23 protein-coding genes are annotated in these 26,185 nt (G+C 66.1%); 12 read left to right on the top strand and 11 right to left on the bottom strand.

From position 1 onward, the window contains the following. Positions 1-63: 63 nt before the first annotated feature. The 8 genes from ACZ0AJ_RS09625 (at position 64) to ACZ0AJ_RS09590 (ending at position 7,567) form a co-directional block, all read left to right on the top strand. The gene (locus ACZ0AJ_RS09625) at positions 64-1,173 is read left to right on the top strand and encodes an esterase-like activity of phytase family protein (RefSeq protein ID WP_499454651.1); all 1,110 of its coding nucleotides are present in this window, start codon (positions 64-66) and stop codon (positions 1,171-1,173) included. Between the two features lie 112 nt (positions 1,174-1,285). After that, complete coding sequence (locus ACZ0AJ_RS09620) at positions 1,286-1,906, top strand: thermostable hemolysin (RefSeq protein ID WP_499454150.1); 621 nt, start codon at positions 1,286-1,288, stop codon at positions 1,904-1,906. Further along, entirely contained in the window at positions 1,887-3,353 is a 1,467-nt protein-coding gene (locus tag ACZ0AJ_RS09615; RefSeq protein WP_499454149.1) for an AMP-binding protein, read from the top strand. Before ACZ0AJ_RS09620 ends, ACZ0AJ_RS09615 begins: the two co-directional genes overlap by 20 nt. Before the next feature lie 11 nt (positions 3,354-3,364). Beyond that, on the top strand, positions 3,365-4,036 hold the full coding sequence (locus ACZ0AJ_RS09610; protein ID WP_499454147.1) for an iron-containing redox enzyme family protein: 672 nt from the start codon (positions 3,365-3,367) through the stop codon (positions 4,034-4,036). 1 nt (position 4,037) lies between these two features. Further along, on the top strand, positions 4,038-4,856 hold the full coding sequence (locus ACZ0AJ_RS09605; protein ID WP_499454145.1) for an SDR family oxidoreductase: 819 nt from the start codon (positions 4,038-4,040) through the stop codon (positions 4,854-4,856). After that, complete coding sequence (locus tag ACZ0AJ_RS09600; protein WP_499454143.1) at positions 4,853-5,503, top strand: tetratricopeptide repeat protein; 651 nt, start codon at positions 4,853-4,855, stop codon at positions 5,501-5,503. Before ACZ0AJ_RS09605 ends, ACZ0AJ_RS09600 begins: the two co-directional genes overlap by 4 nt. Before the next feature lie 22 nt (positions 5,504-5,525). Beyond that, on the top strand, positions 5,526-6,191 hold the full coding sequence (locus ACZ0AJ_RS09595) for a response regulator transcription factor (protein ID WP_499454142.1): 666 nt from the start codon (positions 5,526-5,528) through the stop codon (positions 6,189-6,191). Then, complete coding sequence (locus ACZ0AJ_RS09590; protein WP_499454648.1) at positions 6,188-7,567, top strand: sensor histidine kinase; 1,380 nt, start codon at positions 6,188-6,190, stop codon at positions 7,565-7,567. Before ACZ0AJ_RS09595 ends, ACZ0AJ_RS09590 begins: the two co-directional genes overlap by 4 nt. Here the strand turns inward: ACZ0AJ_RS09590 and ACZ0AJ_RS09585 are convergent. Further along, on the bottom strand, positions 7,506-12,053 hold the full coding sequence (locus ACZ0AJ_RS09585; protein ID WP_499454646.1) for a PDDEXK-like endonuclease domain-containing protein: 4,548 nt from the start codon (positions 12,051-12,053) through the stop codon (positions 7,506-7,508). The two genes, ACZ0AJ_RS09590 and ACZ0AJ_RS09585, sit on opposite strands and share 62 nt — an antisense overlap. A gap of 145 nt (positions 12,054-12,198) precedes the next feature. Here ACZ0AJ_RS09585 and ACZ0AJ_RS09580 point away from each other — a divergent pair, with 145 nt between their 5' ends. Next, on the top strand, positions 12,199-12,564 hold the full coding sequence (locus ACZ0AJ_RS09580; RefSeq protein WP_499454137.1) for a hypothetical protein: 366 nt from the start codon (positions 12,199-12,201) through the stop codon (positions 12,562-12,564). Between the two features lie 97 nt (positions 12,565-12,661). Continuing rightward, the gene (locus tag ACZ0AJ_RS09575; RefSeq protein ID WP_499454644.1) at positions 12,662-14,233 is read left to right on the top strand and encodes a TerC family protein; all 1,572 of its coding nucleotides are present in this window, start codon (positions 12,662-12,664) and stop codon (positions 14,231-14,233) included. 3 nt (positions 14,234-14,236) lie between these two features. Here the strand turns inward: ACZ0AJ_RS09575 and ACZ0AJ_RS09570 are convergent, their stop codons facing one another. From ACZ0AJ_RS09570 to ACZ0AJ_RS09555, 4 genes are all read right to left on the bottom strand, one after another. Then, on the bottom strand, positions 14,237-14,827 hold the full coding sequence (locus ACZ0AJ_RS09570) for a TadE/TadG family type IV pilus assembly protein (protein ID WP_499454136.1): 591 nt from the start codon (positions 14,825-14,827) through the stop codon (positions 14,237-14,239). Positions 14,828-14,841: 14 nt separating this feature from the next. After that, complete coding sequence (locus ACZ0AJ_RS09565) at positions 14,842-16,329, bottom strand: pilus assembly protein TadG-related protein (RefSeq protein WP_499454134.1); 1,488 nt, start codon at positions 16,327-16,329, stop codon at positions 14,842-14,844. Beyond that, a complete protein-coding gene (locus tag ACZ0AJ_RS09560) occupies positions 16,316-16,792 on the bottom strand; it encodes a TadE/TadG family type IV pilus assembly protein (protein ID WP_499454642.1) in 477 nt (158 codons plus the stop codon). Before ACZ0AJ_RS09560 ends, ACZ0AJ_RS09565 begins: the two co-directional genes overlap by 14 nt. Positions 16,793-16,892: 100 nt before the next feature. Beyond that, positions 16,893-17,894 carry an Lnb N-terminal periplasmic domain-containing protein gene (locus ACZ0AJ_RS09555; RefSeq protein ID WP_499454640.1) on the bottom strand — a complete coding sequence of 334 codons (1,002 nt, stop codon included), beginning with the start codon at positions 17,892-17,894 and terminating at the stop codon, positions 16,893-16,895. Positions 17,895-18,009: 115 nt separating this feature from the next. Between ACZ0AJ_RS09555 and ACZ0AJ_RS09550 the strand changes: the two genes are divergently transcribed. Further along, a complete protein-coding gene (locus tag ACZ0AJ_RS09550; protein WP_499454638.1) occupies positions 18,010-19,359 on the top strand; it encodes an MBL fold metallo-hydrolase in 1,350 nt (449 codons plus the stop codon). 6 nt (positions 19,360-19,365) lie between these two features. On the opposite strand, the gene ACZ0AJ_RS09545 is transcribed toward ACZ0AJ_RS09550, so the two are convergent. The 6 genes from ACZ0AJ_RS09545 to ACZ0AJ_RS09520 all read right to left on the bottom strand — a co-directional run bounded on the left by ACZ0AJ_RS09545 (position 19,366) and on the right by ACZ0AJ_RS09520 (position 24,334). Next, the gene (locus tag ACZ0AJ_RS09545) at positions 19,366-20,097 is read right to left on the bottom strand and encodes a hypothetical protein (RefSeq protein ID WP_499454127.1); all 732 of its coding nucleotides are present in this window, start codon (positions 20,095-20,097) and stop codon (positions 19,366-19,368) included. Between the two features lie 62 nt (positions 20,098-20,159). Next, a complete protein-coding gene (locus ACZ0AJ_RS09540) occupies positions 20,160-20,846 on the bottom strand; it encodes a trimeric intracellular cation channel family protein (protein ID WP_370660799.1) in 687 nt (228 codons plus the stop codon). Positions 20,847-20,913: 67 nt separating this feature from the next. Continuing rightward, complete coding sequence (locus tag ACZ0AJ_RS09535) at positions 20,914-21,738, bottom strand: alpha/beta fold hydrolase (RefSeq protein WP_499454125.1); 825 nt, start codon at positions 21,736-21,738, stop codon at positions 20,914-20,916. A 136-nt stretch (positions 21,739-21,874) separates the two neighbouring features. After that, the gene (locus tag ACZ0AJ_RS09530) at positions 21,875-23,236 is read right to left on the bottom strand and encodes a vWA domain-containing protein (RefSeq protein WP_499454124.1); all 1,362 of its coding nucleotides are present in this window, start codon (positions 23,234-23,236) and stop codon (positions 21,875-21,877) included. Position 23,237: 1 nt separating this feature from the next. After that, on the bottom strand, positions 23,238-23,870 hold the full coding sequence (locus tag ACZ0AJ_RS09525) for a TadE/TadG family type IV pilus assembly protein (RefSeq protein ID WP_499454122.1): 633 nt from the start codon (positions 23,868-23,870) through the stop codon (positions 23,238-23,240). Then, positions 23,870-24,334, bottom strand: a complete 465-nt coding sequence (locus ACZ0AJ_RS09520) for a TadE/TadG family type IV pilus assembly protein (RefSeq protein WP_499454120.1) — start codon at positions 24,332-24,334, stop codon at positions 23,870-23,872. The genes ACZ0AJ_RS09525 and ACZ0AJ_RS09520 overlap by 1 nt, the downstream gene beginning before the upstream one ends. 124 nt (positions 24,335-24,458) lie before the next feature. On the opposite strand from ACZ0AJ_RS09520, the gene ACZ0AJ_RS09515 reads away from it, so the two are divergent. Continuing rightward, the gene (locus tag ACZ0AJ_RS09515) at positions 24,459-26,168 is read left to right on the top strand and encodes a sensor histidine kinase (RefSeq protein ID WP_499454119.1); all 1,710 of its coding nucleotides are present in this window, start codon (positions 24,459-24,461) and stop codon (positions 26,166-26,168) included. Positions 26,169-26,185: the final 17 nt, after the last annotated feature.

Raw genomic sequence — 26,185 nt, 5'->3', positions numbered from 1 at the left:
GGCCGGCGCTTGAGGGATAATGGCCGTTTGCCGGCGAATACGCCGGAATTTTCGCAAACCGCCATGACCCTCATTCGCCGGCTTTTCGCCATTTCTGCTGCGCTGCTGCTCACTGCCTGCAGCACGCCTTCTCCCAACCTGCGCTTGATCGGCACCGCGCAACTGGCAGGTGACATGCGCGTCGGCGAGACGCGCGTCGGGGGCTTGTCCGGCATCGATTACGACAGCATGACCAGGCAATGGCTCATCATCAGCGACGATCGGGGCGTGCATGGCCCGACGCGTTTCTATCGCGCCCGCATCGACTACGACGCGCAACGCGTCGCGGGCGTGCAGATCACCGGCATGCAACCGCTGGTGCAGGCTGGCGGCGCGCCGTATGCGCGGCGCGGCGAGCCCGGGCAGGTGGCCGATCTGGAGACGCTGCGCATCGATCCGCTGGAGCGCAGTCTGTGGTTTGCCGGCGAAGGCGATCGCGCCGCACGCTCGCCGATGCTGCTGGCCCGCACCGGCATGGATGGCACTCCCCTGGGCGCGCCGCCATTTCCCCCAGCGCTGCAGATCCAGCCCGATGAAGAAGCCGGTGGGCGCAGCAATGCGGGCCCGGAGGGCCTGAGCTTCAGTGCCGATGGCCAGCACCTGTGGCTGGCGATGGAAGGTGCGCTGATCCAGGACGGCCAGGCGTCGGCGCCGGGCGAGGGCGCGTTGACGCGATTGAGTCTGCTGGACCGGCAGGGCCGCATCCTGGCGCAGTACGCATACCGGCTCGAGCCGGTGTTGCCGCCGGGCCGCCCGGGCGGTTACAGCGAAAACGGCATTGCCGAGATCCTGGCCATCGGGCCGCGCCGGTTGCTGGTGATCGAGCGCGCCGGGCGCCAGACGGCGCAGGATTTCATGTTCGATGTGCGCGTGTACGACGTCGACCTGCAGGGCGCCACCGTGCTCGACCCGGACGCGCCGATTGCCGCCGGCGTGCGGCCGGCCGTCAAACGCCGGTTGCTGGGCAACGCGCAGCTGCCGGCTGGGTGGTCCGACAATTACGAGGCGATGGCATGGGGGCCCAGGCTGGCCAACGGCCACCGTTCGCTGGTGATCGCCTCGGATAATAATTTCAGGGATGGGCCGTCGCGCTTTCTCGTCTTCGATGCGGGGGCCGACAGCACCTGGCGCTAAGCACCGGCCCCGGGCGCTGTCCCGCTGACCCTTCGCACTGCCAGCGTCGATTAATCTGGCCTTAATGTTGCCCCCATAAGTTTCGCCATGGGAACAACAAAAGGAGTGACCAGTGTCGACCACCATGCCATGCGCGACTCGCGCCAGCGCCACGCCACCCGCCGCAGCCGGGGCCGGGCGCACTCTTGAACTCGTGGCGCCGGACCATCCGGAACGCGCATCGCTCGAAGCCTTCATCGCTGCCGAGTTTGCCCGCGTCTACGGCGCCACGCTGCAGCATTTTTGCCATACGCTCGCCGGCTGCCGCGACAGCGCCGGGCGCTGGGTGGCAGCGCTCGGTTATTCGCTGGCGGGCGAAGGCCGGCTGTTTCTCGAACATTATCTGGACGGCCCGGTCGAGAACGAAATCGGCGTACGCACCGGCCGGCCGGTCGCACGCGGCAGCATCGTCGAAGTGGGCAATCTGGCCAGTACCGATGCGGGCGCCGCGCGCGCCCTGATCGTGGCCATGACGCACCAGCTGCATTGCCAGGGCCTGGTCTGGGTCACGTTCACCGCCACGCGCGCATTGCTCAATTCATTTGCGCGGCTGCGGCTGGCGCCGTCGGTGCTGGCGGACGCCGACCCGGCGCGCCTGGGGCAGGCGCAGGGGGCATGGGGCAGCTATTACGCCACCCATCCGCAAGTCATGTTCGGCAATATTGGATTCGGTCATGATCAACTGGCGCGCTAATCTCACCGCAAGCGGCGCCGTGCTGGAAGGCGCGCACGGCAGCTGGAGCGCCAGCGTGCTGATCGAGCGCGTCGAGGCGCTGGCGCAGATGCTGCGCGCGACGTTCCGCCCGGGCGCTGCGCTGGCGATCCTGGCCGACAACGGTCCCGAATGGATTGCCATCGACCTGGCGGTGCACGAGGCGGGCATGACGCTGGTGCCGCTGCCATCGTTCTTCACGCCGCCCCAGTGGCGCCACGCGCTGACGCAGGCCGCCGTCGATGGCCTGTTCTGCGTCGATGCGGCGCTGGCCGGCGCGCTGGGCTACACCATGGCGGTCGCCACCCCCGGCGCCTTGTCACTGTATGCGGGCGCCAGATTGCCGGGTACCGTGCCGCACGGCGTGCAGAAAGTGACGTTCACGTCGGGCACCACGGCCCAGCCAAAAGGCGTGTGCCTGGGTTCCAGCCAGCAGTGGGCGCTGGCGCAGGTGCTGGCCGACGCGCTGGCAGGCCTAGAAATCCGGCGCCATCTGAATCTGCTGCCGTTGTCGGTCCTGCTTGAAAACATCGCCGGTACCTACACGGCCATGCTGTCGGGCGCGCGCAATATCAGTCTGCCGCTGGCCATGACCGGTCTGCGCGGCGCGGCGTCGTTCGATCCCGGCGTCTGCCTTGCCGCCATTGCCGCCACGCGCGCCGAGAGCGTGATCCTGTTGCCGCAGATGCTGCAGGCGCTGGTGGCAGCGGTCCGGCCGGACGATCCACGCATTGCCAGTCTCAAGTTCATCGCCGTCGGCGGGGCAAGAACGCCCAAGGCGCTGATCGAGGCGGCGCAGGCCAGGGGTTTCCCCGTGTACGAAGGCTACGGCCTGTCGGAGTGCGGCTCGGTCGTGTCGCTCAATCTGCCGGGGCAGGCGCGGATCGGCAGCGCCGGCAAGCCGCTGCCCAATCGCAGCGTGCGCATCGCGCCGGACGGCGAGATCGAAGTCGGTGGTGGTGTCATGGCGGGCTATCTGGGCCAGGCTTCCGGAGACCACGCGCCTGGCCAGGACACCTGGCTGGGCACCGGCGACATCGGCCATCTCGATGCCGACGGCTACCTGCACATCGACGGGCGCAAGAACAATGTGCTGGTCACCGCCTACGGGCGCAACGTGTCGCCCGAGTGGCCCGAGTCGCTGTTGCTCGGCACGGGCGTCATGGCCCAGGCGATGGTGGTCGGCGACGCGCGCGCTTACCTGGCGGCGGCCATCGTGCCGCTGCAGGCGGATGCGCCGGATGCGGTGATCGACGCCGCCGTCGAACGGGTCAACCGGGAGTTGCCCGACTATGCGCGCATCGGCGCGTGGTTCCGCACCACGCCGTTCAGCGAAGCCGATGGCACCGCGACCGTCAACGGGCGCCTGCGGCGCGACACGGCGCGCTTGCGCTGCGCGGCGCACATCGAACAAATTTACCAGTCCTGAAGGAGCAATGTATGCAGTTCTACGACATCCTGTGTCAGCACACCGAACCCCAGCGCCAGCAACTGCTTGGCACGCCGCTGATACAGCAGGCACTGACGGGCGACATCGACCTGGCCCAGTACGTGGCCTTCCTGACGCAGGCGTATCACCACGTGAAGCACACGGTTCCTTTGATGATGGCATGCGGCAGCCGGCTGGGTGACGAGCAAGGGTGGCTGCGCCAGGCCATCGCCGAATACATCGAAGAAGAAATCGGCCACGAGGAGTGGATTCTGTCCGATATCGCTGCCTGTGGCGGCGACCCGACGCTGGCGCGCAATTCACGGCCGCTGCCGGCGACCGAACTGATGGTGGCCTACGCCTACCACGGGATCGACCGCGGCAACCCGATCGGCTTCTTCGGCATGGTGCACGTGCTGGAAGGCACCAGCACCGCGCTGGCGACGCAGGCCGCGCAGACCATCCAGCTGCGCCTGGATCTGCCGGATGCCGCGTTCAGCTACCTGACGTCGCACGGCAGTCTCGACCTGGCCCATGTCGCGTTCTTCGTGAGCCTGATGAACCGGGTCGAGCGGGCCGCCGACCGCGAGGCGATCATCCACAGCGCGCGCATGATGTATCGCCTGTACGGCGACATCTTCCGCAGCCTGCCGCAGCGCAGCGCCAGCCTGGCCGGGGTCTAGCATGGCGCACATGAAATGGCTGCTGGTCCTGACCGGCGCGAGCGGGGGCATTGGCCAGGCGCTTGCGGTGGCCCTGGCGCCGTATTGCACGTCGATGGTCCTCGTTGGCCGCAACCGCGGCGTGCTCGAGACGCTGCGTGCACGGCTTGGGCCGCACCTGGTGCGCATTGTTGTGGGCGACGCCACGCAAGCAGCGACGCTCGATGCCGTGGTCGCGGCAGCGAACGAGCTGGGTGGCGTCAATCTGTTGATCAACAACGCCGGCATCAATGACTTCCATGCGTTCCAGAGCCAGGATCCGGCGGCGCTGCGCAACCTGCTCGAGGTGAACCTGCTGGCGCCGATGCTGCTCACGCAGCGTCTGCTGCCCCAGCTGCGCAACGCATCGAGCGCGCAGGTCATCAATGTCGGCTCGCTGTTCGGCTATCTGGGCTACCCCGGGTTTGCCGGCTACTGCGCCAGCAAGGCCGGCCTGCGCGGTTTCACGCAGGCGCTGCGGCGCGAGCTGGCCGATACCGGCGTCGAGGTGCGGCACTTCATCCCGCGCGCGACCCGCACGCCGATCAATGCCGGCCCGGTCGAGGCGATGAATGCCGAGATGGGCGTGGCGCTGGACGAGCCGGCCGATGTGGCGCGCCAGCTATGCGCGTTCATCGAAGGCTCGGCGTGGGAGCACAAGCCGGGGCTGAAGGAAGCGCTGCTGGTCCTGCTCAACCACCTGCTGCCTGCCTTGCCCGACCGGGCCATCCGCGGCCAGTTACCTGTCATTCGCAAACACATGCCGGCGCCAGTCCGGCGCGCACAACCGAGGTCATCATGAAAATAGCGCATCGCACACTCACCACATTCGTCTTGGGCATGGCAGCCTTTAACGTTGCCCTGGCCGCAACCGCCGACGACGCCGTCAGTACGCTGCAACAACGTTGGGAACAAGTGAAGTACGGCGCGCCCGCCGGTGGGCAGGAGCGCGCATTCGAGGCGCTGAGCGCCGAAGCCGACACGGTGCTGTCGCGCTATCCCGACAGCGCCGGCGTGCTGATCTGGCATGGCATCGTTGTGGCCAGTCACGCCGGCGCCAAGGGCGGCCTGGGCGCGCTGGGCCTGGCCAAAACAGCGAAGAAGGATTTCGAAGCGGCGCTGCAGGCCGACCCGAAGGCGTTGGGCGGTTCTGCGTACACGAGCCTCGGGAGCCTGTATTATCAGGTGCCGGGGTGGCCGATCGGCTTTGGCGACAAGGACAAGGCGCGCGAGTACCTGCAGCAGGGGCTGGCGCTGAACCCGGACGGTATCGACGCCAACTACTTCCTGGGCGACTTTTTATACCGTCAGGGTGATTTTGCCGGCGCCGAGCGCTGCCTGCGCAAGGCGCTGCAGGCGCCGGCGCGGCCTGGCCGCAAGCTGGCCGATGCAGGCCGGCGTGCCGAAGCCGAAGCGTTGCTGGCGCAGGTCGCGGCCAAGCGCAAATAACAAGCTGCTGGAGACGCGCGGGATGCGAATACTACTTGTCGAAGATGACGAATCGCTGGCATCGGGCCTGAAGCTCGCCCTCGGGCGGGCCTGTTACACGGTCGAACACGTGGGCGATGGCGTGGCGGCGGTCGCCGCGCTGGAGCACAATGCGTTCGACCTGGCCATCCTCGACCTTGGCCTGCCGCGCCTGGACGGCATCGACGTCCTGGCACGGGTGCGGCGCGCCGGCAACGCCGTGCCGGTGCTGGTGCTGTCGGCGCGCGATGCGGTGCGCGACCGGATCGTCGCACTCGACCTGGGCGCCGACGATTACCTGATCAAGCCGTTCGATGTCGACGAATTGCTGGCGCGGGTGCGGGTGCTCGAGCGGCGCCGTGCCGGCCTGTCGGTCAACCAGCTGCGCTTTGGCGACCTGGCACTGGATCTCGCGGGCATGGCGGTCAGCTGGAAAAACCAGCCGATCGATCTGCAGCACCGCGAATTCATGCTGCTCAGGCGGCTCGTCGAGCAGCCCAACAAAGTGTTTACCCGCAGCGAACTCGAAGCGTCGCTGTACGGCTGGGGCGAGGGCGTGGCCAGCAATGCCATCGACGTCTACGTGCACCATGTGCGGCGCAAGACCGATCCTGAGCTGATCAAGACGGTGCGCGGGCTTGGCTACCGCATCGGCAATCCTGCCACATGAGCGGGCGCCGCTATTCGATCCGCCAGCGCCTGATCGTTCGCACGATGGCGTGCATGCTCCTGATCCTCGGGGGTATCTCGCTGGCCGCCCACTGGTTCGCCCGCTACGAGTCCGAAGAATTTTTCAGCGCGCGCCTGGCCAGTTCTGCGCGCGTGCTCGAGACTCTGGTGGCCCACCAGCTCGAGACCGCCACCATCGGCGCGCCCATCGTGGTCCCGATTCCGCGGCGGCTCGGCCACTCGGGCGGCTCAACGCCGTATGGTCATCCTTACGAACACAAGATCGCGTTCCAGGTCTGGAACGCCGAAGGGCACCTGCTGGCCCGCTCGGCGTCGGCGCCCGAAGCGCCGCTCGGGCCCCTGGCGGCAGGTTATACCAGCAAGCTGCTGGGCGAGACCCTGTGGCAGGTGTTCGCACTCAAATCGGGCCATGTGTGGGTGGTCGTGGCCGAGAAGGACGAGGTACGCGAAGAGATGGTCGAGCAGCTCGGCGCGTCGGTGCTGGCGCCCGTCATCATTGGCGGCATCCTGCTGGTGCTGGCGGTCAACCTGGTGCTGGCGACGAACCTGGCGCCGCTGCGCACGCTGGCCGACGCCATCGCCCGGCGCGAGCCGGAGTCGCTTGCGCCCGTCGAACTGCCCGACCTGCCACGCGAGCTGGCGCCGGTGGTCGATGAACTCAACAGCCTGTTGCAGCGGGTGGCTGCGGCGTTCGAGCGTGAGCAGCAATTCATCGATGCGGCGGCGCACGAGATCCGCACGCCGATCGCAGCGGTGCAGCTGCATGTGCAAAACGCGCTGCGTGCAGCCAATCAGGCCGAGTGCGAAGCGTCGCTTGGCGAGGCGGTGGGGGCGCTCGAGCGCACGACGCAGCTGGCCGAGCAGCTGCTGACGTTCAGCCGGCTGGCGTCCGGCACCGACATGCAGTTGCAGCGCCAGGTCTCGCTGGCCGAAGTCTGCCGCGACGTGATGGCGCTGCAGGAACCCTTGCTCGACCGGCGCGGCCAGTCACTCGGCTTGTCCGCAACGCACGATTGCAGCGTGCAGGGCGACCCGTACCGGCTGCAGCAACTGCTGCGCAACCTGATCGAGAACGCGTCCCGGCATGGCCTGGCGCGCGGCGACATCGACGTGGCCATCGACTGCAGCGAGGGCCAATGCCTGCTGCGCGTATCCAACGATGGCGACCCGGTGCCCGACGAAGAAACGGAAAACGTGTTCCGTCCCTACTACCGGCTACAGGCCGGTGGCAAGTCGGGCGCCGGCCTGGGCCTGAGCATCGTGCGCCAGATCGCCGATCAGCACGGGGCTACGGTCATGATTGCCCGGAAGGCAGATGGTCAAGGCTGTGTGGTAACGGTGGCGTTTCCTCGCTAAGCGCGTCACGTCCCCATTCGCGGTACTCAACCAGCAGCGGCGTGCGCGCCATGCCCCCGAGCGGCTCGATGCCCATCGCCGTCAGGCGCGCCAGCAGCTCGGCCAGGATCGTCGCGCGCTGCAGTGACCAGGTCGACGCAAAGCAGCGCCAGAAGGTCCAGCCGGCCCGTTCGAGCACGCGCTGGCGGCCCATGTCGGCCTGCCACCGGTCCGGCCCATGGAAGTCGTCGCCATCGAGCTCGATCGCCAGGCGCCGGTCGTGCGCGCCTTCCACCACCATATCGATGCGGTAGCCGGCCGCCGGCACTTGCGGAATGACGCGGTAGCCGCGCTCGAACAACTCCGTGTACACGTCGCGCTCGAAACCGGATTCGCACAGTTCGATCAGGCTCGTGGCTTCTTCATTGGCTTCGAGCGGCTTGGCAAAGTGTTCGACCAGCGTGCGGCGCAAATCGAGCGTGGACAGTTCTTCGAGCTTCACCGAGCGCACGAGGTACATGCGGTCGCGCGCGCGCGAGGCGGCGACGTTGAAGCGCTGGTCGAACTGCACGCCGGACAGCGCGTGGTGCTGCTTGCTGTCGGCGACCATCGACAGGAACATGATATCGCGCTCGCTGCCCTGGAACAGGCGCGCGTCGCCGCAGGCAAAGTTGCGCTTGACCAGTTCGGCCATGTCGCAGCGCGAGCGCACCATCTTGTCGATGAGCTGCGCCTGTTCGGGCCCCAGCAGCGACACCACGCCCAGCGTGCGCCCGGCATAGGCGGGATCGCGCAGGATGGCGTCGATTTCGGCCACGATGAATTCGGCCTCGGGGCGGTTCAAGCCCTTGTTTTCGCGGTAGCCGTTGGCCACGAACACGTCGATCAGCGGCGGATCGAGCCGCTCGGACGCCTTGGGAATGCGCAGCGGCTGGATGAAGCCCTTGTAGAACACGCGGTTGCTGTAGGCGATGATGGGCGCGACGCTGCGGAAATGCTCGCGCAGCATGACCTTCGAGGCGGCAAACACGGTCGAGGCGATGTCGTACAGCGACATGTCGGCCGTGAGCACCGCTTCGAATGGCTGGCCCGCCAGAAAGCGCCGGCGCAGGTCGGTGATCTTGGCAGCCGAAACAAAGCCCGCTTCGGGCGAGACCTGGCGGTCGTCGCCAACCACGAGGAGCTGCTTGCCGCGCAGGACCGCCGGCAGCGCCCACAGGTCGGACTGGCTGGCCTCGTCGACGATGACGAGGTCGAACGCACCAAGGTTGGCCGGCAGCGTTTCGGACACGCGGGCATGGCTCATGATCCAGCACGGCACGGCGGCCTGTGCATTGACCATCGCTTCCTGCGCGTCGCGTCGGTAGCGGCCCGCATTCACGCCCGTGCCCTTGCCCAGTTTGCGCATCGACGTGCGGTAGGTTTCCAGTGCGCTCAGCACGTTCTGGCCGGCCAGGCGGCGCGTGGCCAGCCAGGACGATTTCGACACCAGTTGCTCGTACAGGCGCGCCAGGCCCCGTTCGAGTTCGTGGCGGCGCTCGGCCAGGCCCAGCATCTCGTCGCGGGCATCGATGCCGTCGAGGTAACTCTTGAGGCGTGCCCAGGTCCAGGCATCGCGCCAGCGCGCCGGGAATACGGCGTCGTCGCCGTGGGCGTCGACCGGGATGGTGGTCAAGCGTGTCGCCAGCTGCGCCGCACCATGCTGCGCCACTTGCTCGGCGAGGTCGCGCACGGTGGCCAGGTCGGGCGCCAGCGCAGCGATGCGGCGCAGCTCCGCGAGCAGGGCGGCATAGTCGGCACTGACTGTGTCGGCCGCCAGGCCAGGTGTGCCCAGCGTCTGGCCGGCGAATTCACGCAGACGCACGCCGACCGGGCCATCGGCGCCGGCCAGCAAGCCATGCAGCGCGGCCATGGCGGTGCGGGCCTGTTCGAGATTGGCGCGTGCCAGGTGCCGCGCCAGGTAGTCGCGCACGCGCAGCAGATCGGCCTCGCGGCCCAGCAGATCGTTCGTCGGCGGCTGGCTGAACACGGCCTGGGCCAGGCTCGGTAACTGCACGTCGTGCGTGGTTGCCTGGGCATGCGCGGCGCGGGCCGTGGTCAGGATCTGCTCGATGGCGCGAAGTTGCGCCACGTCGGCCACCAGGACCGGCAGCGACAGGTCGGGCGCAAACGCATTCCAGCGCACGGCGAACGAGTGCAGGCGGTTCTGCAGCGCGGCGTAACGCTGCACGTGGGCCCAGTCGTCGCTGGAGGCTGGCGCCAGGCCGGCCACGCGGATCGCGGCAATTTGCTGTTTGACGTCGCCGCCGCCGAATGACAGCAGGCCGAACGGCTTGCCCGTATCGACCGCGCGGTTGATGGCGTCGACAGCTTTTGGATTGCCGAGTGCTTCGGTCGGCGCCGTGACGGGGCGCTGCATGAATTCGGCGCGTGCGCGCAGCAGCGCATCCATCTCGGGGAGCAGCGCCTCGAACGCGCCGCGCTCGGTGACGAACTGCGACTGGCGGGATTTCAGGCGCACGGCGTGCGCCCAGTCGACGCCCGAAGCCTCGACCTCGGCGGCGGTGGCAATCGCGCCGGTCAGTGCCGTCTGCAACGCCTGGGCGGCGGCAAACACGTCGGGCGTGGTCGCGCGCAGTGGCGGCAGGGCGCCACTGGCTTCGTCGCGCTCGATGTCGCGCATGGCCAGCAGCGTGTCGTGCAGACGGCCGATGGCCGGTGGCGTCGGCAGGGCATCGGCTGCGGGCAGCCGCGCATTGCAGTAGATTAGGTCAACGCCAAGCCGGCGCCGCGCCTCGCGCAGTCCCATCGCCTGTTCATCGCCGAACGGCGGCGCGTGGTGCGGTGCCAGTGACAAATCGTCGTCGAACCAGCCGAAACGCTCCCTGCCGTCGATGACCAGTTCGGCCATCTTCTGCGCGCGCATCTCGACGCCGTCGACGCTGACGGCGGCCAGCTGGGCATGCGCGATCTCGTCGATGCGGGTGTCGATGGCGGCGGTTTCGGCGTGCGCGCGGTCGAGCGCGACGCGGCACGCGGCAATCGCCTCGGTCTCGAGCTGCGGGTTCAGATGCGACAGCGTGTGAATGATGGCTTCGATCGATGCCTGGAACTGGCGCATGCCTTCCTTGTCGCCCGAGAGGAGGGCGACGGTCAGGGGCCGGATCGATTCGGGAATCTTCTCCTGCAGGACCTTCAGCGCCGGCTCGCCCTTGGATGTGACCAGGATGCGTTTGCCCGAGGCCAGGTAGTGGCTGATGATGTTGGCGATCGTGTGCGTCTTGCCGGTGCCGGGCGGGCCCTGGACCGTGACGCCGGGCGAACGTTCCAGTTGCTGGACGATGGTTTCCTGCTCGCGGTTGTATGGCAGCGGGAAGTACAGCTCGCGCGGCTCGCCGGCATTGACGGCGCCGCCGGACAGGCCGCGAAACGCGATCGGCTCGTGTTCGAGCACCGCGCTGCCGGGTGGCGTGACAAGGCTCAGCGGCCCGTCCGGCAATGCGTCGGCATCGTCCACGCGGTCTTTCAGGCGCGCGATGTCGTCGATCAGGAAGTGGGTCGCGCGCGGCCGGGCGAAGATCACCCAGCCATGCGTGACGACGAGGCGCTCGCCTGCGGGCGGCGCCTGCGTGGCGGCCATGTCGTAGCGCGCGTCGGCGCTGACCTGGCCGGCGATCAGCTTGAGGATCGGCTCGATCATCTCGGGTGCGAACGGCGAGAGCGTGCTGTCGCCGCGTGCGGCCAGCAGGCTGCGCGCGGCGCGTTCGACGTCGCCGATACCGGGCACGCCGCAGGCCGCGAATGCATCGAGTTCCAGGTGCGCGTCGAGCTGGCGGGGCCGCAGGCCGATGGCGTGCGAGGTCGGGTCGATGTCGATTTCCAGCGCCTGCGTGATGAGCGGGTAATGGAAGTCGACAGGCGCCGGGGTGCGCATCTGCCACGACGACAGGCCCATGCCCCAGACCAGTTCCAGCGGGCGCGCCGCTTCTTCGGATTCGAGCCGGGCCTTCAGCGCGAACAGGTCCGCATACAGCGTGATCACCTGGCGGCGCGGGCGCTCGCGCGCCGCCCACTCCTGCCAAGGCGGCAGGTAGGCAGCCAGCCCCTGCGCGGCGCGGGCGCGGCGCTCTGCATCGCGTTCTTCAACGCGCTGCTTCGCCTGGTCATCGGTGGCATGCGCGGCGTCTTCATGGCGGGCGTCTGCCAGCGTGGCGTCATTGAGCGCCGGCGGATTGCCGGACGGGTCGGCGCCGATCAGCAGATAGGGCGCCAGCGCCGGATCGGCCAGCAGCGGCGGCAATGTGGACTCGAGCCGATGCACGCGCAGCCACAGGTCATCCTGCTCGGTCTCGACGTTGAATTCGATCCACGGCAGCGTCGCCAGGTCGGTAAAGGTTTTCTTGAATTCGGTGACTTTCGCGAGTGTGAACGCGGAAGGGTCTATGTCTTTGGCCTGCTCGACGAGATAGTCGAGCAGCGCGCTCATGCGCTGGGCAGATGTGTGCATCGGGTGCTTCCCGGCAGGGCCGGTGGGTAAGGTGGCGGCCATTGTACAAGAGGGTTGCCGTGCGTGTGGCGCGCACGAATGGCGTGCGCGGGCCATGCTAGAATGAGCGGGTCATTGACTTCTCCGCTGCAGTTCCCTCCTATCTATGAGACGAGTATTCGTCATCTGCCTGATTCTGCTGCTCCCTCTGAACATGTTTGCCCTGGCCATGGCCGCATCCGCGATGCTGCCGCCCGCGCCAGCGCAGCGCGCTGCCGACGCCGCGCCAGTGGTGCAGCCGACGTCCGCACCCGTCTTCGCCGACGCCTACCTGCCCGATAATTACGACTGCCAGTCCAGCTGCGACATCGATCCCGATGAACCGCCGGCCGGCGCCGACGTGCACGACACCATCAACGAAGAGCTCTCGCTGCGCCTGGCCGATGTGCGCGGCGGCGCGCCCGCACCCCCATTCCTGTCCCATGCCAGCCGATCCTGGCACCCCTTGTTCAAGCCCCCGCGCGCGGTGTGACGGCCTGCCTGTGCCGCTTTTGCGGCATGTCCCTGCTGCGCGCCTTTGCGGCGTGATGCAGCTGCACGTTCATACTGATTCAAACAAGAGGTAATACATGGAATGGCTTTTCGACCCCACCATCTGGGCGGGTCTGCTCACGCTCGTTGTCCTGGAAATCGTCCTGGGCATCGACAACCTGATTTTCATCGCCATCCTGGCGGACAAACTGCCGCCGCACCAGCGCGACAAGGCGCGCCTGATCGGCCTGTCGCTCGCCATGCTGATGCGCCTTGGCCTGCTCACGATCGTCTCGTGGCTCGTCACGCTGACGACGCCGCTGTTTGCGCTCGGGTCAATGGCGTTTTCCGGCCGCGACCTGATCCTGCTGCTGGGCGGCGTCTTCTTGCTGTTCAAGGCCACCGTCGAACTGCATGAACGCATGGAAGGCGTCACGCACGTGCAGACCGAGTCGCGGGTGTATGCGAGCTTTGGCGCCGTGGTCGCGCAGATCGTCGTGCTCGACGCCGTGTTCTCGCTCGATGCCGTCATCACTGCCGTCGGCATGGTCGACAACCTGTACGTGATGATGGCCGCGGTGATCATTTCGATCGGCGTCATGATCCTGGCTTCCAAGCCGCTGACGCGTTTCGTCAATGCGCATCCCACCGTCGTCGTGCTGTGCCTGAGCTTCCTGCTCATGATCGGCCTGTCGCTGGTTGCCGAAGGCCTGGGCTTCCATATCCCGAAAGGCTATCTGTACGCGGCCATCGGTTTCTCGATCCTGATCGAGGCGCTGAACCAGTTTGCACGCCGTAACTTCCTGAAGCAGGAAGCGCGCGTGCCGCTGCGCGACCGCACTGCCGAATCGGTGCTGCGCCTGATGGGCGGCAAGAAGCGGGCGCACGTGGATGCCGATGCCGAACCGCAGGCCGAGCCGGTGACCGAGCCGGAAGCGTTCGGCGCCGAGGAGCGCAATATGGTCAGCGGCGTGCTGGCGCTGGCCGACCGGTCGATCCGCTCGATCATGACGCCTCGCTCCGAACTCACCTGGGTCGACCTGGACGACGATGCCGACACGATCCTGCGCCAGTTGCAGGCATCGCCCCACAGCGGCATGCCGGTCGCTCGCGGCCAGCTGGACCAGCTGGTGGGCATTGCGCGCACCAAGGACCTGGTCAGCGCGCTGATGCTGCACGGGCGCATCGACGCCGCGCCCGACGGCGGCATCTTGCGCGCGCCGATCCTGCTGCCCGACACAGCCGGTGTGCTGGGCGCGATGGAGACGCTCAAGCGCGCCCACGGCCAGCCGGTGCTGGTCACCGACGAATTCGGCATCGTCCAGGGCCTGCTGACGCCGGTGGACATCCTGGAGGCGATTGCCGGTGAGTTCCCGGACGAGGACGAACAACTGGCCATCCGGCCGCTGGGCCCTGACCTGTGGGAAGCCGATGGCGCGGCCGACCTTCACCAGCTGGAACAAGTGCTCGAGACCGATTCTCTGGTGGGCGATGACGATTACACGTCGCTGGCCGGCTTTCTGCTGGCGCGCTTCGCCTCGATGCCCGAACCGGGCCAGGCCATCGAGCTCGATGGCTGGCGCTATGAGGTCGTCGCGGTCGAGGAGCGCCGCATTGCGCGGGTCGCGATTTCCCGTGTGGCTGGCGCCACAGCGGCCGACGACCTGTAAGCGCTACCCGCCGCCGCCGCCGGCCGGCACTGGCACGCCGGGCGGCATCCCCAGGGTCTCCGCCCGGGCGATCGTGGTCGCACTGGGAAGGCCGAATGAAAACGGGACGAACGACGCCAGGGGCTGGTATGGCACTGGATCGCAGACATCGCTGGCGCCACCGGGCAAACAGATCCGCACCCGGACCAGCTGGATGCAGTTCGCTGCATTGGGATTGGACGTGCAGTTGATCCGGTTTTGCTGGGGACTTGCCGGCATTCCTGTCCCGATCGGGACGGGATTGGCCGTCGCCGGGATCTGCAGATAATCGATCTTGACGTGGGCGTCGGAGATGGGATCGGCAAATGCAAGCATGCCGGGTGTCGTGCGAAACACGGCCTGCGTGCGCACCCGCGCCATCGCCGCCGCATCGGTGAAGTCAGTATTGACGGCCAGCGCCGTCGCGCGCCGCGTCACCTCCTGCAGAATATTGCAGATATAGAGTGCGCGGATGATGTCGACAATGCCGAAAAAGAGCATGAAAAAAATCACGGCCACCACGGAGAACTCGACGGCGGCGACACCACGTTGCCGCGTTGGCGATTGGCGGGTCATGTCAGGTCCATCCGTCAAGGGTACAGGACAACGCGGGTGCCCAGGGACTGCTCGGTCGCCAGGCCTGCGAACTCGCCGTACAGGGAGGTCTGCGTGGCGGGAACGGTCATGAAGAATCGGCCGATGCCACGCACCGTGGCGTCGCTGCCAGTGACCGGGCAGGCGAGCAAGGGCAGGTGCAGAACCCGGCGCCTGGCGAGACTCTTGTTACTTCCCGATGGGTTTTTGAAGAATTGGGTGCCGGTCGTGTACGAGTAGGGCGTGGGCGTTTCCGCGGTCTCGGGATAGGGCGTGGTCGAGGAGGTGGTCGGCTGACCCGGTGTGTACAGGGTACTCCATGCAGTGACGCCATAGGTTGGATAGCCGGTTGCCGGTTCCGGCGCGCCCGCACTGACATATGCTGCATACGGAACCGCCTTTGCGTACGACCAGAGCGGGCCAAATTGTGCGGCCAGTGTGCCGGCCGGCGCCGTGTCGGGGCCGGCAACCGTCCACCGGCGGTCGGATGTATTCAACAGCGTGGCCGACTGCTGCGCGGGCGTCGCGCCCATCCAGGGGGTGCCGCCGTTGAAGGTGAATTCCTTGATATTGGTGTCGGCGGGCGCCGTGCGGGCATCGCATGCGGTAGCACCCGTCCCGTAGATGCCAAAGCGGGAATTGAGCTGCTGCCAGAGCTTGTCGATCGGGAACGATGGCGATACCTTGACCGTGCCACCGGACAGCCGTGACATGGCCAGCGTACCGGTGCAGGCGAACGGCGCCAGCGTCGCGACGTCGGTGATGGGCATGGCCTGCGCAACCGGATTGACGATGAAGGTCTGACCGGTGGTGGCGCCGGGCAGGTTCAGGTCCAGCAGGTTGTAGCTCACGCCCCGGCGAAACCCGAATTCCTCCAGTTCGCCTCCATGGTTGCGGTGGGCTTCGTCACGCATGGCGCAGATGCCAAGCGGCGTGACCTTGATGGCAGAGCGGCCGGCGACGGAGCGGGCGCTGGTGAAGGCGTCAGAAAGATCCGTGAACGTCGAGAGGAACAGGGTGGCGACCGTTCCGTATTCGGTATCCAGCCCTGCAGTATCGACCCGTACATACAGCAGATCGACAGGGTTTGTCATGGCGTCGCCGACCGGGCGCCACGGGCCGGACGGGCTGCGGGCGAATTCGATGGCAGTATCCGACCAGGTCATCGTCGCCTTGCCATAGCTGTAGGTGAATCGGTTGGCACCTTGCAGGAAGCGGTTCGACGCCATGTCCAGTGCTTTCGTGATGCCACTTGGGGTGCCGTCAAGTTCGTGGGCTGCCGACAACGCAGCGGTGTCGGCGACATTCTGAAGCTCCATTTTGCGGTGCGTGAGCAGGGACAGGTCGAGGGCCAGGGCGAGAAACCCAAAGATGATGATCAGGGCGGCAACGAACATCACACTGATTGAGCCGGTCTGTTTTGTGCGGTGCGACGCGCCTTTCAGGTACTGGCGTGTCGGGCAAGCGGCTTTAACGATCGACATAGCGCATCGTGACTTCGCTTGACAAGGTCATATTTGTAGAACCAAGGTAGTCCACCGTCAGGCTGCCGAGAAGATTATCTTGCAACCCGATACGCACGGCGGTGCGAACCCTGACAGGCGTCAGCAGACCGCAATTGTCGCCGTCGCATAGAATCGTGATGAGAATGCTATCGGTAAATGGCACAATTTCGCCCAGTTCCTGTTGGGCGATCCAGCGGGCAATCGCGGGAACGCGTGCTTCGTTGAAGCCCCCGCCACCGGTGCGCAGTTCGGCCTGCGTCGCGGTCGCGATATAGCGCGTCGCATCGTGCGCCGCTTTCTGCCCCACGCTGTAAAACCATGCAGCACGGGCGATGTACAGCGGCCCGGCGAGCAGGATCAGGAACAGCGGAAGGATCAGCGCCATCTCGACTGCGACGCTGCCTGTCGCCGACCTGCGCGATTGCTTGTAGTGCCCAGCCATGGTTGCCCCCTCGTCGCATTCGACCATGGTCGATACTAGTGGAAGCTTTCGGTCCTGATTTGACTTGCGGCAACTATTGCGAGAGCCAGCGCGGTAGCCTTCAGCGAATGCCGGGCACCCCGACACGGATCGCGTGCGAAAAATCGCTGCCATCGATATCGGCCTGGCGCGCCCGCGCGTTGATGTGGCCGCGCTGCTGCAGCACCGCGTACGGCACGTTCGGTGTCAGTGCGTCCTGGTCGTACGCGTATTCGGCAAAGTGGCCCGATGCCAGCAAACGGTAGTCGAGCGGCAGGTCGGGTGCAATGCGGTGCGCAAGTTCGTACAGGATCGTTGTGCAGTTGCTGGTGAGCGTGTTGTAGAACTCGGGCTGGCGGCGCAATGCGTCGGCGCGTTCGAGGTAAGCCAGCAGCACGGCCCGCAGCTGCCCGGGCGTGGCGCGCAGGCGGTACAGGTAGACCTGCTCGCCGCGTGCATTACTGCGCGTGCGAATCAGGTCGCGCTCGTCCGAGGCAATGATGACCTGTTCGAACTGGCGAAAGAAGCCGCCGACCGCCGAGAACGTTTCGGTGCGCTCCTTGCGGATTTCAAGCGAAAACACCAGCTGTTTGCCATCCTTGAAGCCGAACGTCACCAGCGTGTGGGCGATGTGTGGACCCATCCAGTATGACAGGATCAGGTCGGCCGACACGATGCCAGCCAGGTCATAGTCACGGGTCTCCCAGCGCGGCGTGTAGTCGGTTTCAGTGCGCCATTCAAAATTGCGCACGTTCTGCAGCACGAGGCGATCGCCATCGACATGCGAGACAAGCATGCGCGACACGTCGTCGGCCCACACGCGCTCGTGCGATGGCGTGAGCGAACACCACCAGCCGAGCAGCACGGCCAGCGCGACGGCGCCGGTGACCAGCGCCCTGGCGCCCGGCCACTTGCCCGGGTCGCGCGCGATGGCGATGGTGGCGGCCAGGCCGGCAAGCGACCACAGTGCGATCGCGGCGTAGCCGCCGGGCCTGGAGAGCTGGAACCACAGCGCCAGCGCGCCCCATGCGGTGACCAGCAACGCGCACACGGCAAGGAGGGCGCGGGGAACGGGGCGGCTCATGATCATCGGCTACTTTCGGAAACGCTGGGGTGGTGCAGTGTAGCGGGTCGGTTTGGCAACAACAAGCGCCGTCCCGAAGCGCGCCCTGTAGAATGCCGCCTCCAAAGGGGGACCAATGACGACGCCAGGCTTGATTATTTCGCGCATCCTGCATGCAGGGTACGTATTCGATTGCGAGGGCGCGACGATTGCCTTCGATACGATCTTCGAGAACCCGTTCAGCCGCAACTGCCATGCCTTTCCGGACGTGCGCTTCGATGTCGCGGCGATACGCCGCCAGCGGTTCGACGCCGTCTTCATCTCGCACTTCCATGATGATCACTGCTCGCTCGACAGCCTCGATCTGCTGGACCGCGCGACGCCCCTGTACATCTACTGCATCTTCGATGAACTGTTCGAGATGGTGCGCCAGCTGGGGTTCACGCACGTGCACCCGCTGCGCCTGAACACCCCGGTCACGGTCGGCCCGTTCACCGTGACCCCGCGCGAGGCGATGGACGCCGACGTCGATTCGATGTTCCAGGTGCAGGCGGCCGGGCAGAATGTGCTCAATGTCGTCGATTCATGGATCGACGACGACACGCTGGCCCAGCTGGTCGGACTGGGGCCGTGGGACATGGTGCTGTGGCCGTACCAGACGATGCGCGAAATCGAGGTGCTCACGCCGTCGCGCGCCGTAGCCGCGCCGCCCGAACTGCCGGCCGAATGGATCGCGCAGCTTCAGGCGCTGCAACCGCGCTACGTGGTGCCCAGTTCGTGCCAGTTCGTGCAGGAGCCGTGGTCGTGGTACAACCGCGCGTTCTTTCCGATCACCTATGCGCAGTTTACGCGCGAGGTGGGCGCGGCGTTACCAAAGGCATCGATCGTGCGGCTCGATCCCGGCACGGCCGTGCGGCTGGACGGCGCCGTGCTGCAGCCGGCGGCGCCGCTGGCGTGGCTCGAACCCGTGGGGCCGCAGGATGTCGATTACGTTTATGAAGGCAATGCGGCGCCGCCGTCAACGGCGTCGATCGCACAGCATTTTGCGGCCCTGAGCGAAGCGCAGATGGCGCGCGTCGTGGATTACTGCCGCGCGGGTGTACCTGCCAAATACGGTGAGGTCGAGGCAGCATCAAGCTACTTCGACGGCCCGCGCTACTGGCGGCTGTCGGTGTACGACCACCAGGGCCAGGCAAGCGTCTTCGATTACCTGCTCGATGGTGATGTGGCCACGCTCGTGACCGAGGCCGGCCCGCTTGGCTGGACGACGGAAATCCCGGCTGCCAGACTGTATGGCGCGCTCGAACAGGGCGAGTCGCTCACCACGATGTACATGCGCATCAACGATGCCCGTTTCGATGCCGACGCTGAGCGAGCGTTGCTGGACGTTGACGTCGTCGACGATCCGCTGATCCGCTGCCTGTTCAGCGATACCTTCGGCGCGTACCAGGCGGCGCAGCTGCGCCGCCTGCTGGCGCGCGCGTGACCTGATTTACTTGCCCAGCAGGCGCAGCGACTGGTCCCAGTCGTCTTCCCAGTCCAGCAGAAAATCGTGGGTCTGGAACGCGCGCCGTAACGGGCCCAGTGGCACGCGGTGGAGGTCATGCAGGCCGAGCGCCAGCGTCACCGGGTTCCACACCGCGTTGCGTTTGGACTTGCGCACGCTGGCCTTCACGCGCGCGCCATCGTCGCCAAAGATGCCGATGGCATGGTCGAGCGCCGCGCCCAGATCCATGCGCGCATGGGCGGCAAAGGCTTCCAGTACCTGCGCCTTGTTGATGCCGAAGGCCGATTCGGCCGGCGCTTTCGGTTCCGGTGGCGGCGCGGCCGCTGCAGCGATGGCCGCCTGGGCCTCGCGTTCCAGCCTGACCACCAGCTGCGTCAGGTCCTTCTTCTGGAACCGCAGCGCATCGAGTGGGCGTCTGAAACCCGGCGGCGGCAGGTGCGCCACGATCTTGTAGGCGTCCTTGGTCATCGTCATCAACACGTCGTCGCTGCCGGCAAGCAGGCGCGCGATGTCGTCCTGAAAGAAGATTGGCGCCGCGTAACCGCCATTCGCATCGCCGAACAAGTCGGCATGGGCCGGGTCGTAGTCGAGCCAGACATACGGCGTGACCGCGTGTTCGAGCAGGCGTGCCAGGGTCCAGGGTGATGCGGTCTGTTGTTCGAGCCAGGTGCAGGCTTCGAGCAGGGTGGCACGGTAGGGCAGGTCGGTGGCGCTCATGTCGATTCAGTGGGGGGGCGTGGCTGGCCCCCATTGTAGTGCATGCCTTTGCCGGGTTGGATTCAGCGGCCGTCGCGATTGTGGTCATTGGCGTCCGGCGGCTCGATCCCGCGCGCCGTCGGCAGATGCCAGCCATAGCGGATCGCGGCCAGGCGCAAGCCGAAGCAGAGGGCTGCGCCGACGCAGGCGGTGGGCGTCGTGGGCCACTGCAGGGCGTCGCCGATCACCACCACCGATGCACCCGCCAGCGCTGCGACCGCGTAGATATCCGAACGGAACACGGCCGGCACGTTCGACAGCAGTACGTCGCGCGCGACGCCGCCGCCGATACCGGTCAACATGCCCAGCAGCGCAGCCATCACGGGTTCCAGCCCGAACACGAGCGCCTTTTGCGCGCCCGCCACGCAAAACAGCGCGAGGCCCGCCCCGTCGAACAGCAGCACCGGATTGCGCGCGCGGTGGATGAATGGATGCCAGAAGAAGATCGTCACGCCCGCCAGCAGCGATACGCCAAGATAGCGCCAGTCGGAAAACGCGGCCGGCGGCGTGGCGCCGATCAAGAGGTCACGCACGATGCCGCCCGAGGTGGATGCCACGAACGACAGCACGAGCACGCCAAACAGGTCGAGATGGCGCCGCACGCCGGCGGTGGCGCCGGACAGCGCAAACACAAAGGTGCCCACCAGGTCGAGCGTGAGCACCAGCGTTTTCATGGCGGCCCCCATGTCGAGGGCAAGAACGGCAAACACGTGAATCCACCTTGCAAATGCTGGTGCGCGCGGCACCGAAGAGGGCGATTCTAGCGCATGGCCGCGCCTACTCCCGGATGAACGCCAGCAAATCGGCGTTGACCTGGTCCTTGTGGGTCTCGGTCAGGCCGTGCGGTGCGCCCGGATAGACGATCAGCGTGGCATGCGGCACCAGCGTTTTCGACGCCCGGCCGGCGGCGTCGATCGGCACCACCTGGTCGTCGTCGCCGTGGATGATCAGCGTGGGGATCGTGAACTGCTTCAGGTCTTCAGTAAAATCGGTTTCGGAAAACGCCTTGATCGAGTCGAAGGTGTTCTTGTGGCCGCCCATCATGCCCTGCATCCACCAGGTGTGGACCAGGCCTTGCGACACGGTCGCGCCTGGGCGGTTGAAATTATAGAAGGGACCACTCGGCAGATCCAGGTACAACTGCGAGCGGTTGGCCAGTTGTGCGGCGCGGATGCCGTCGAACACCTCCATCGGCAAGCCGCCGGGATTGGCGTCGGTCTTGAGCATCAGGGGCGGCACTGCCGAGACCAGGCTGGCCTTCGCGACGCGCTTTGTACCGTGCCGGCCGATATAGCGAGCCACTTCGCCGCCGCCCGTCGAAAAGCCGACCAGCACGGCGTTGGTCACGTCGAGATGATCGAGCAGCTCGGCCAGGTCGTCGGCGTAGTGGTCCATGTCGTTGCCGTCCCACGGCTGGCTCGAACGGCCGTGGCCGCGCCGGTCATGGGCGATGCAGCGGTAGCCGTGGTCGGCCAGGAAGATCATCTGCGACTCCCAGCTGTCCGCATTCAGGGGCCAGCCGTGGCAGAACACGATGGGCTGGCCACTGCCCCAGTCCTTGTAATAAAGTTCGACGCCGTCCCTGGTGGTGAATGTGCTCATGCGCGCTGCTCCCGGTGGTGAGTGGTGAGTGATGTTCGCTCAGTAGAACCGGAAATGCACTTGTGCGCATCGCACTGAAGGTGCGCGCGCGCACCCCACTTTCGATAAAGCGGGGTGCCGATGAGGCACCCTGCGTCTATTTGGTGATGCGCAGGATCGCCGAGGCCAGTCGCGAGAAGCAGGGCGTCAGGTCGTTGTCAGTCGCAGCGTAGCAGTACATGCCGACCGGCTGATTCGGGGTTTGGCAGCGCAGCGGCGCATCCACCGTGTTGGCCATGCACTTCAACACCATCTCACCGGTGTGCGCTGTATCGTGGGCGCTCGTGCTTTTCAGCGCTGCGCCCAGGCCGAGCGTGAAAACATAGATGCCTTCTTCACGCGCTTTGGCGGCGACGCTTTCTGCCAGATTGCGCGCCGCCCGGTCGACGTTGCGTGCATAGTTTCCGGACAGGTCGGCAGTCACTTCACGCGGCCCCTTGGTCACGACCGGAAACTCGCTTGTAAAGTTCACATCCGTTGCAGTCTTCCAGTCCGGTGCGTGGGCATTGTAGAAGTTCGGCAGCCGCCGCGCCGCGTAACTGTTATTCCGCACCAAGCGGCACTTGTCGCTGACGTAATTGAAGGACGCGCTGTTGAGGTCGCCGAGCGCATAGGTTGGGCTGACCGAATCGAGGGTGCCGGGTTCGATGCAGTCCTTGTCCTTGTTGTCGAAGATGAGGTAAGAGCCGAATGCCGTCGGCGCGCCGTCTGAAAAAAACACGATGACGCGCATGGTGGAGCGGCTACCCTGAGGTACCTTGTTGAGCTGGTCGCGCGCATTCCACATGCTTTCCACCGACGCGGTACCATCTTCAAAGGTGAAACTGTTGATCTTCGTGTTCATCGCGCTACGATTAAAGCCACGGGCTGACAGTGCGATTGGCGTATCGACAACTGCGCCGGATGCAAAATGGATGAGCGCCACACGGTCCTGCGTCACATTGAATTTGTTCAGGAACGATTTGGCTGACGCACGCACACCTGGCCCTGCAGCACCGATCGAGCCCGACGTATCGATCACCAGCGCCATATCCAGATCATTCCGAATCGTCTGCGCCGCCGCCACCGGCGTCAGCGTCGTGAAATTCATGATCTGCATGATCGACACCGGCATCGGCGCTTCGGCCTTGACATCGATCGTCGCCTCGCCGCCGTTGAAGGTCACGTTCGTGCTGGTGATCCGTGGCGACGACAACAGGTAATTGTTCGGGATATTGGCAGCGAAGAAGTCGGCCGCGGCGGCGCGCGCGCTGGCAATCTGCTCGGTCTGATTATTGCCGGTCGTGACCGCGCGTGCGCCGGCCAGCGCCGCCGAATCCACCGCCGCATTCAGGCGCGCCTTGACCAGATACGCCAGTCCGGCATCGACACACAGGCCCACGACCGCGAGCAGCACGAGCATCGACACGGCCACCATGATGGCGACCGCGCCGCGCTGACGGGAAAGATTCGGATTCATCTCAGAACACACTCATGGAATACAGGTCGGGCCCGAACGTGGGCAGGGTGTTGTTGCCGGTGGTGAAACCGCTGACCAGCATGTCGAAGCGATAGAACGTCTCGACCACGAAGACGACTTCGCCAGGATCGAGCTTGCCGGTCATGATCGTGGTCGCCGGGCGCGAGGCACTATTGACGCTCGAACATTTGCCAGTGCCGCTCCAGGCGCTGCAGCCATACACCTTGCTCTGCGGCGCGTAGCCGCTCCGGCGAAATCCTTGCGAACGCTCGGCATCGTCCCAGCGGTACTGGTCCAGCACGACACTGCGCGAGACACCATTGGTCACCACACCCATCACGCGGGTGATGTACATCATTCCCAGCTGGTTGACGTTCAGCGGCGGGGCACTGGCCATCAGCGCGTTGATGGTGTCCTGGCTGCTGTCGTCCAGATCGGCCCCGCTGCGCGACAGGATGTTCGCGCCTTCACGCGAGATATTGGTGATGATGATATTGGCCTGCAAGGCGCGCGCGCCGTCGATGGCGCACAGCAGCAGGACCACCAGCATCGGCAGCAGCAGGGCCAGCTCGACGGCGGCAACGCCACGCTGGCGGCGTGCATGGCGGACGACAGCAAACGATATGTGCCGCATCAGAAATACTCGTTTCGCATGGTGGCGCCGACGGCAAAGCTGTTCTTGCCACCGGTGAAGAATGTCGAGAGCAGCGGCGTCGTCACCGGCCAGGCACAGTTAAGCTGCAGCACCACCATGTCGCCCGCGCCGCCAAACATGGCGTTGCTGTAGCTGGTGCTCGCGTAGCTCTTGCCATTGACCGACACGACGCAGTTCATGCGCTCGTACATGCCGAGCGAGTTGTCGCGGATCTTCGCGATCACGGTGGCGTAGCGCTGCTGGGTGCTGGTCCCGCCGTCGTTTGCGCGGCCGGTAATGGCAAAGCGCGCGCCTTCACGCACCGCGTACTGCATCGTCAGCGTGGCAAAGAACATCATGCTGAGTTCGATAATCGCCACGAGCACGAGCATGAACACCGGCGCGATGATGGCCATCTCGACAAGTGTGGCGCCAGATTGACGCTGGAATCTCTTAAACAACATATTCGGGCAACTGTGAGGGGGTTCGGGCGTCGTATGCGATAAACTTCAAGGATTCTACAGGGCAACAATCACCACCTGTAACCGTTTTAGCGAGGAGTCAACGCGTTTGTCGGCGCGCAACAACATGAGTTGGAACCCGGATATCCGTCGTTTGATCGCCGCCGCACGGCGCACGCCCCCCGTCGCCGCACCATCGGCCGCCGCGCCCGAGGCAGAAGCCTGGATGGTGTTCGGCATGCGCGTGCTGCTGTCGATCTCGGCGCTGCTGACCCTGTACATCGGCCCTGGTGGCGTCGTCGCCTCCAGCCCGTGGACCTGGATCGTGCTCGGCGGCTATGTGCTGCACAGCCTGACACTGCTTGTCATCGCGAGCTACCGGGCAGGCTTCTGGCACGGTCCCAACATCTACTGGGTCGACATCGTCTGGTATGGGGCGATCGTGCTCGCCACCGGTGGCGGCACCAGTCCGTTCTTTTCGTTCTTCCTGTTCGCGATCCTGGCCACGTCGTTCCGCCACGGGTTCGATGCCGGCGCCAGGCTCACCCTGGGTGCGGTCGGCATCGTGACCCTGTCGGTGATGCTCGTGCAGGGCTTCCAGTCGTTTCACATCCTGCTGCTGCGCGCCACGTTCCTGCTCGCGCTGGGCTACATGATTGCGTTCTGGGGCGGCCTGTCGGTCGACCAGCGGCGCCGGCTGGCGCTGCTGCGCGATGTCAGCCGCCTGTCCAATCCGCGCTTCGGCGTGCAGCACACGCTCGATTCGCTGATGGACAAGATCCTGCGTTACTACGGCGCCACCACCTGCACCTTGCTGATGCAGGACAGCCACCAGCGCTGGATCCTAAATACGGCCCATCATCCCCGCGCGGGCCGCGCAATCAGTCGCAGCCGGCCCGATGCCGCCGACGTGCAGCCGTTACTGGCGCTGGCGCCAGGCGCGATCCTGTACCGCGGCCCCGGCGCCGGCTTGCTGCGCCTGCTGCCGGGCGGCGTGTGCGCGGTGCGCCTGGCCACCGGCGAAAAAGAGTGGTGCAAAACGGACATGGACGCCTGCGGCCACGTGGCCGACCTGCTCGATACCGACGGTTTCGTCAGCGTGTCGCTGCCGCTGCGCAAGGGCAGTGGGCGCATCTTCGTCACCGGCAGCCGACTGCGCCGTGGCGACGCCACGTTTTTGAAGCACATCGTGCAGCAAGCGTTTCCCGTCATCGAAACCATCGATCTCCTTGACCGGCTGGCGTCCGAAGCGGCGTTTCGCGAACGCCAGACCATCGCGCGCGACCTGCACGACAGCACGATCCAGCCGTATATCGGCCTGCGCCACGCGGTGGCGGCGATCCGCAACAGTGCCGGTGAAGACAGCGCGGTTGCGCCCGAGCTCGACCGCCTGCTGGCGATGTGCTCGGACGTGATCGGTGACATGCGCGACTTCGCCCAGCGTTTTCGCAGCGGGCGCCAGGAAGAACCCGAACTGCTGGTGGCGCTGCGCCGTCAGTTGCGCCAGGTGCAAACCTTCTATGGCCTGGACGTGATGCTCGAGGTGCAGGGCGAGGGCGTGGCCAATGACCGCATGGCGGCCGAGGTGTTCCAGATCGTAACCGAAGGCATCAGCAATATCTGCAAGCACACGCGAGCCCGCACGGCAGGCGTCGTGATCGAGGACGCCGCCGGCCAGCTGGCGATCGATATCTTCAACCCGGTGTCCGATGGCGCCCAGGCGCCGAAACCCTTCGTGCCGCGCTCGATCGCCGAGCGCGTGGCCGCGGTGGGTGGCACGCTCGACGTCGAGGCCGACGGGCGCCAGACGCTGCTGCGCGTCCGCATCCCGGTCTGATCACTACCCACACAACG

The organism is Telluria sp. AC161, assembly GCF_979258535.1.
The sequence above is the reverse complement of the archived record's forward strand: the minus strand, read 5'-3'. Positions and strand labels throughout refer to the sequence as shown.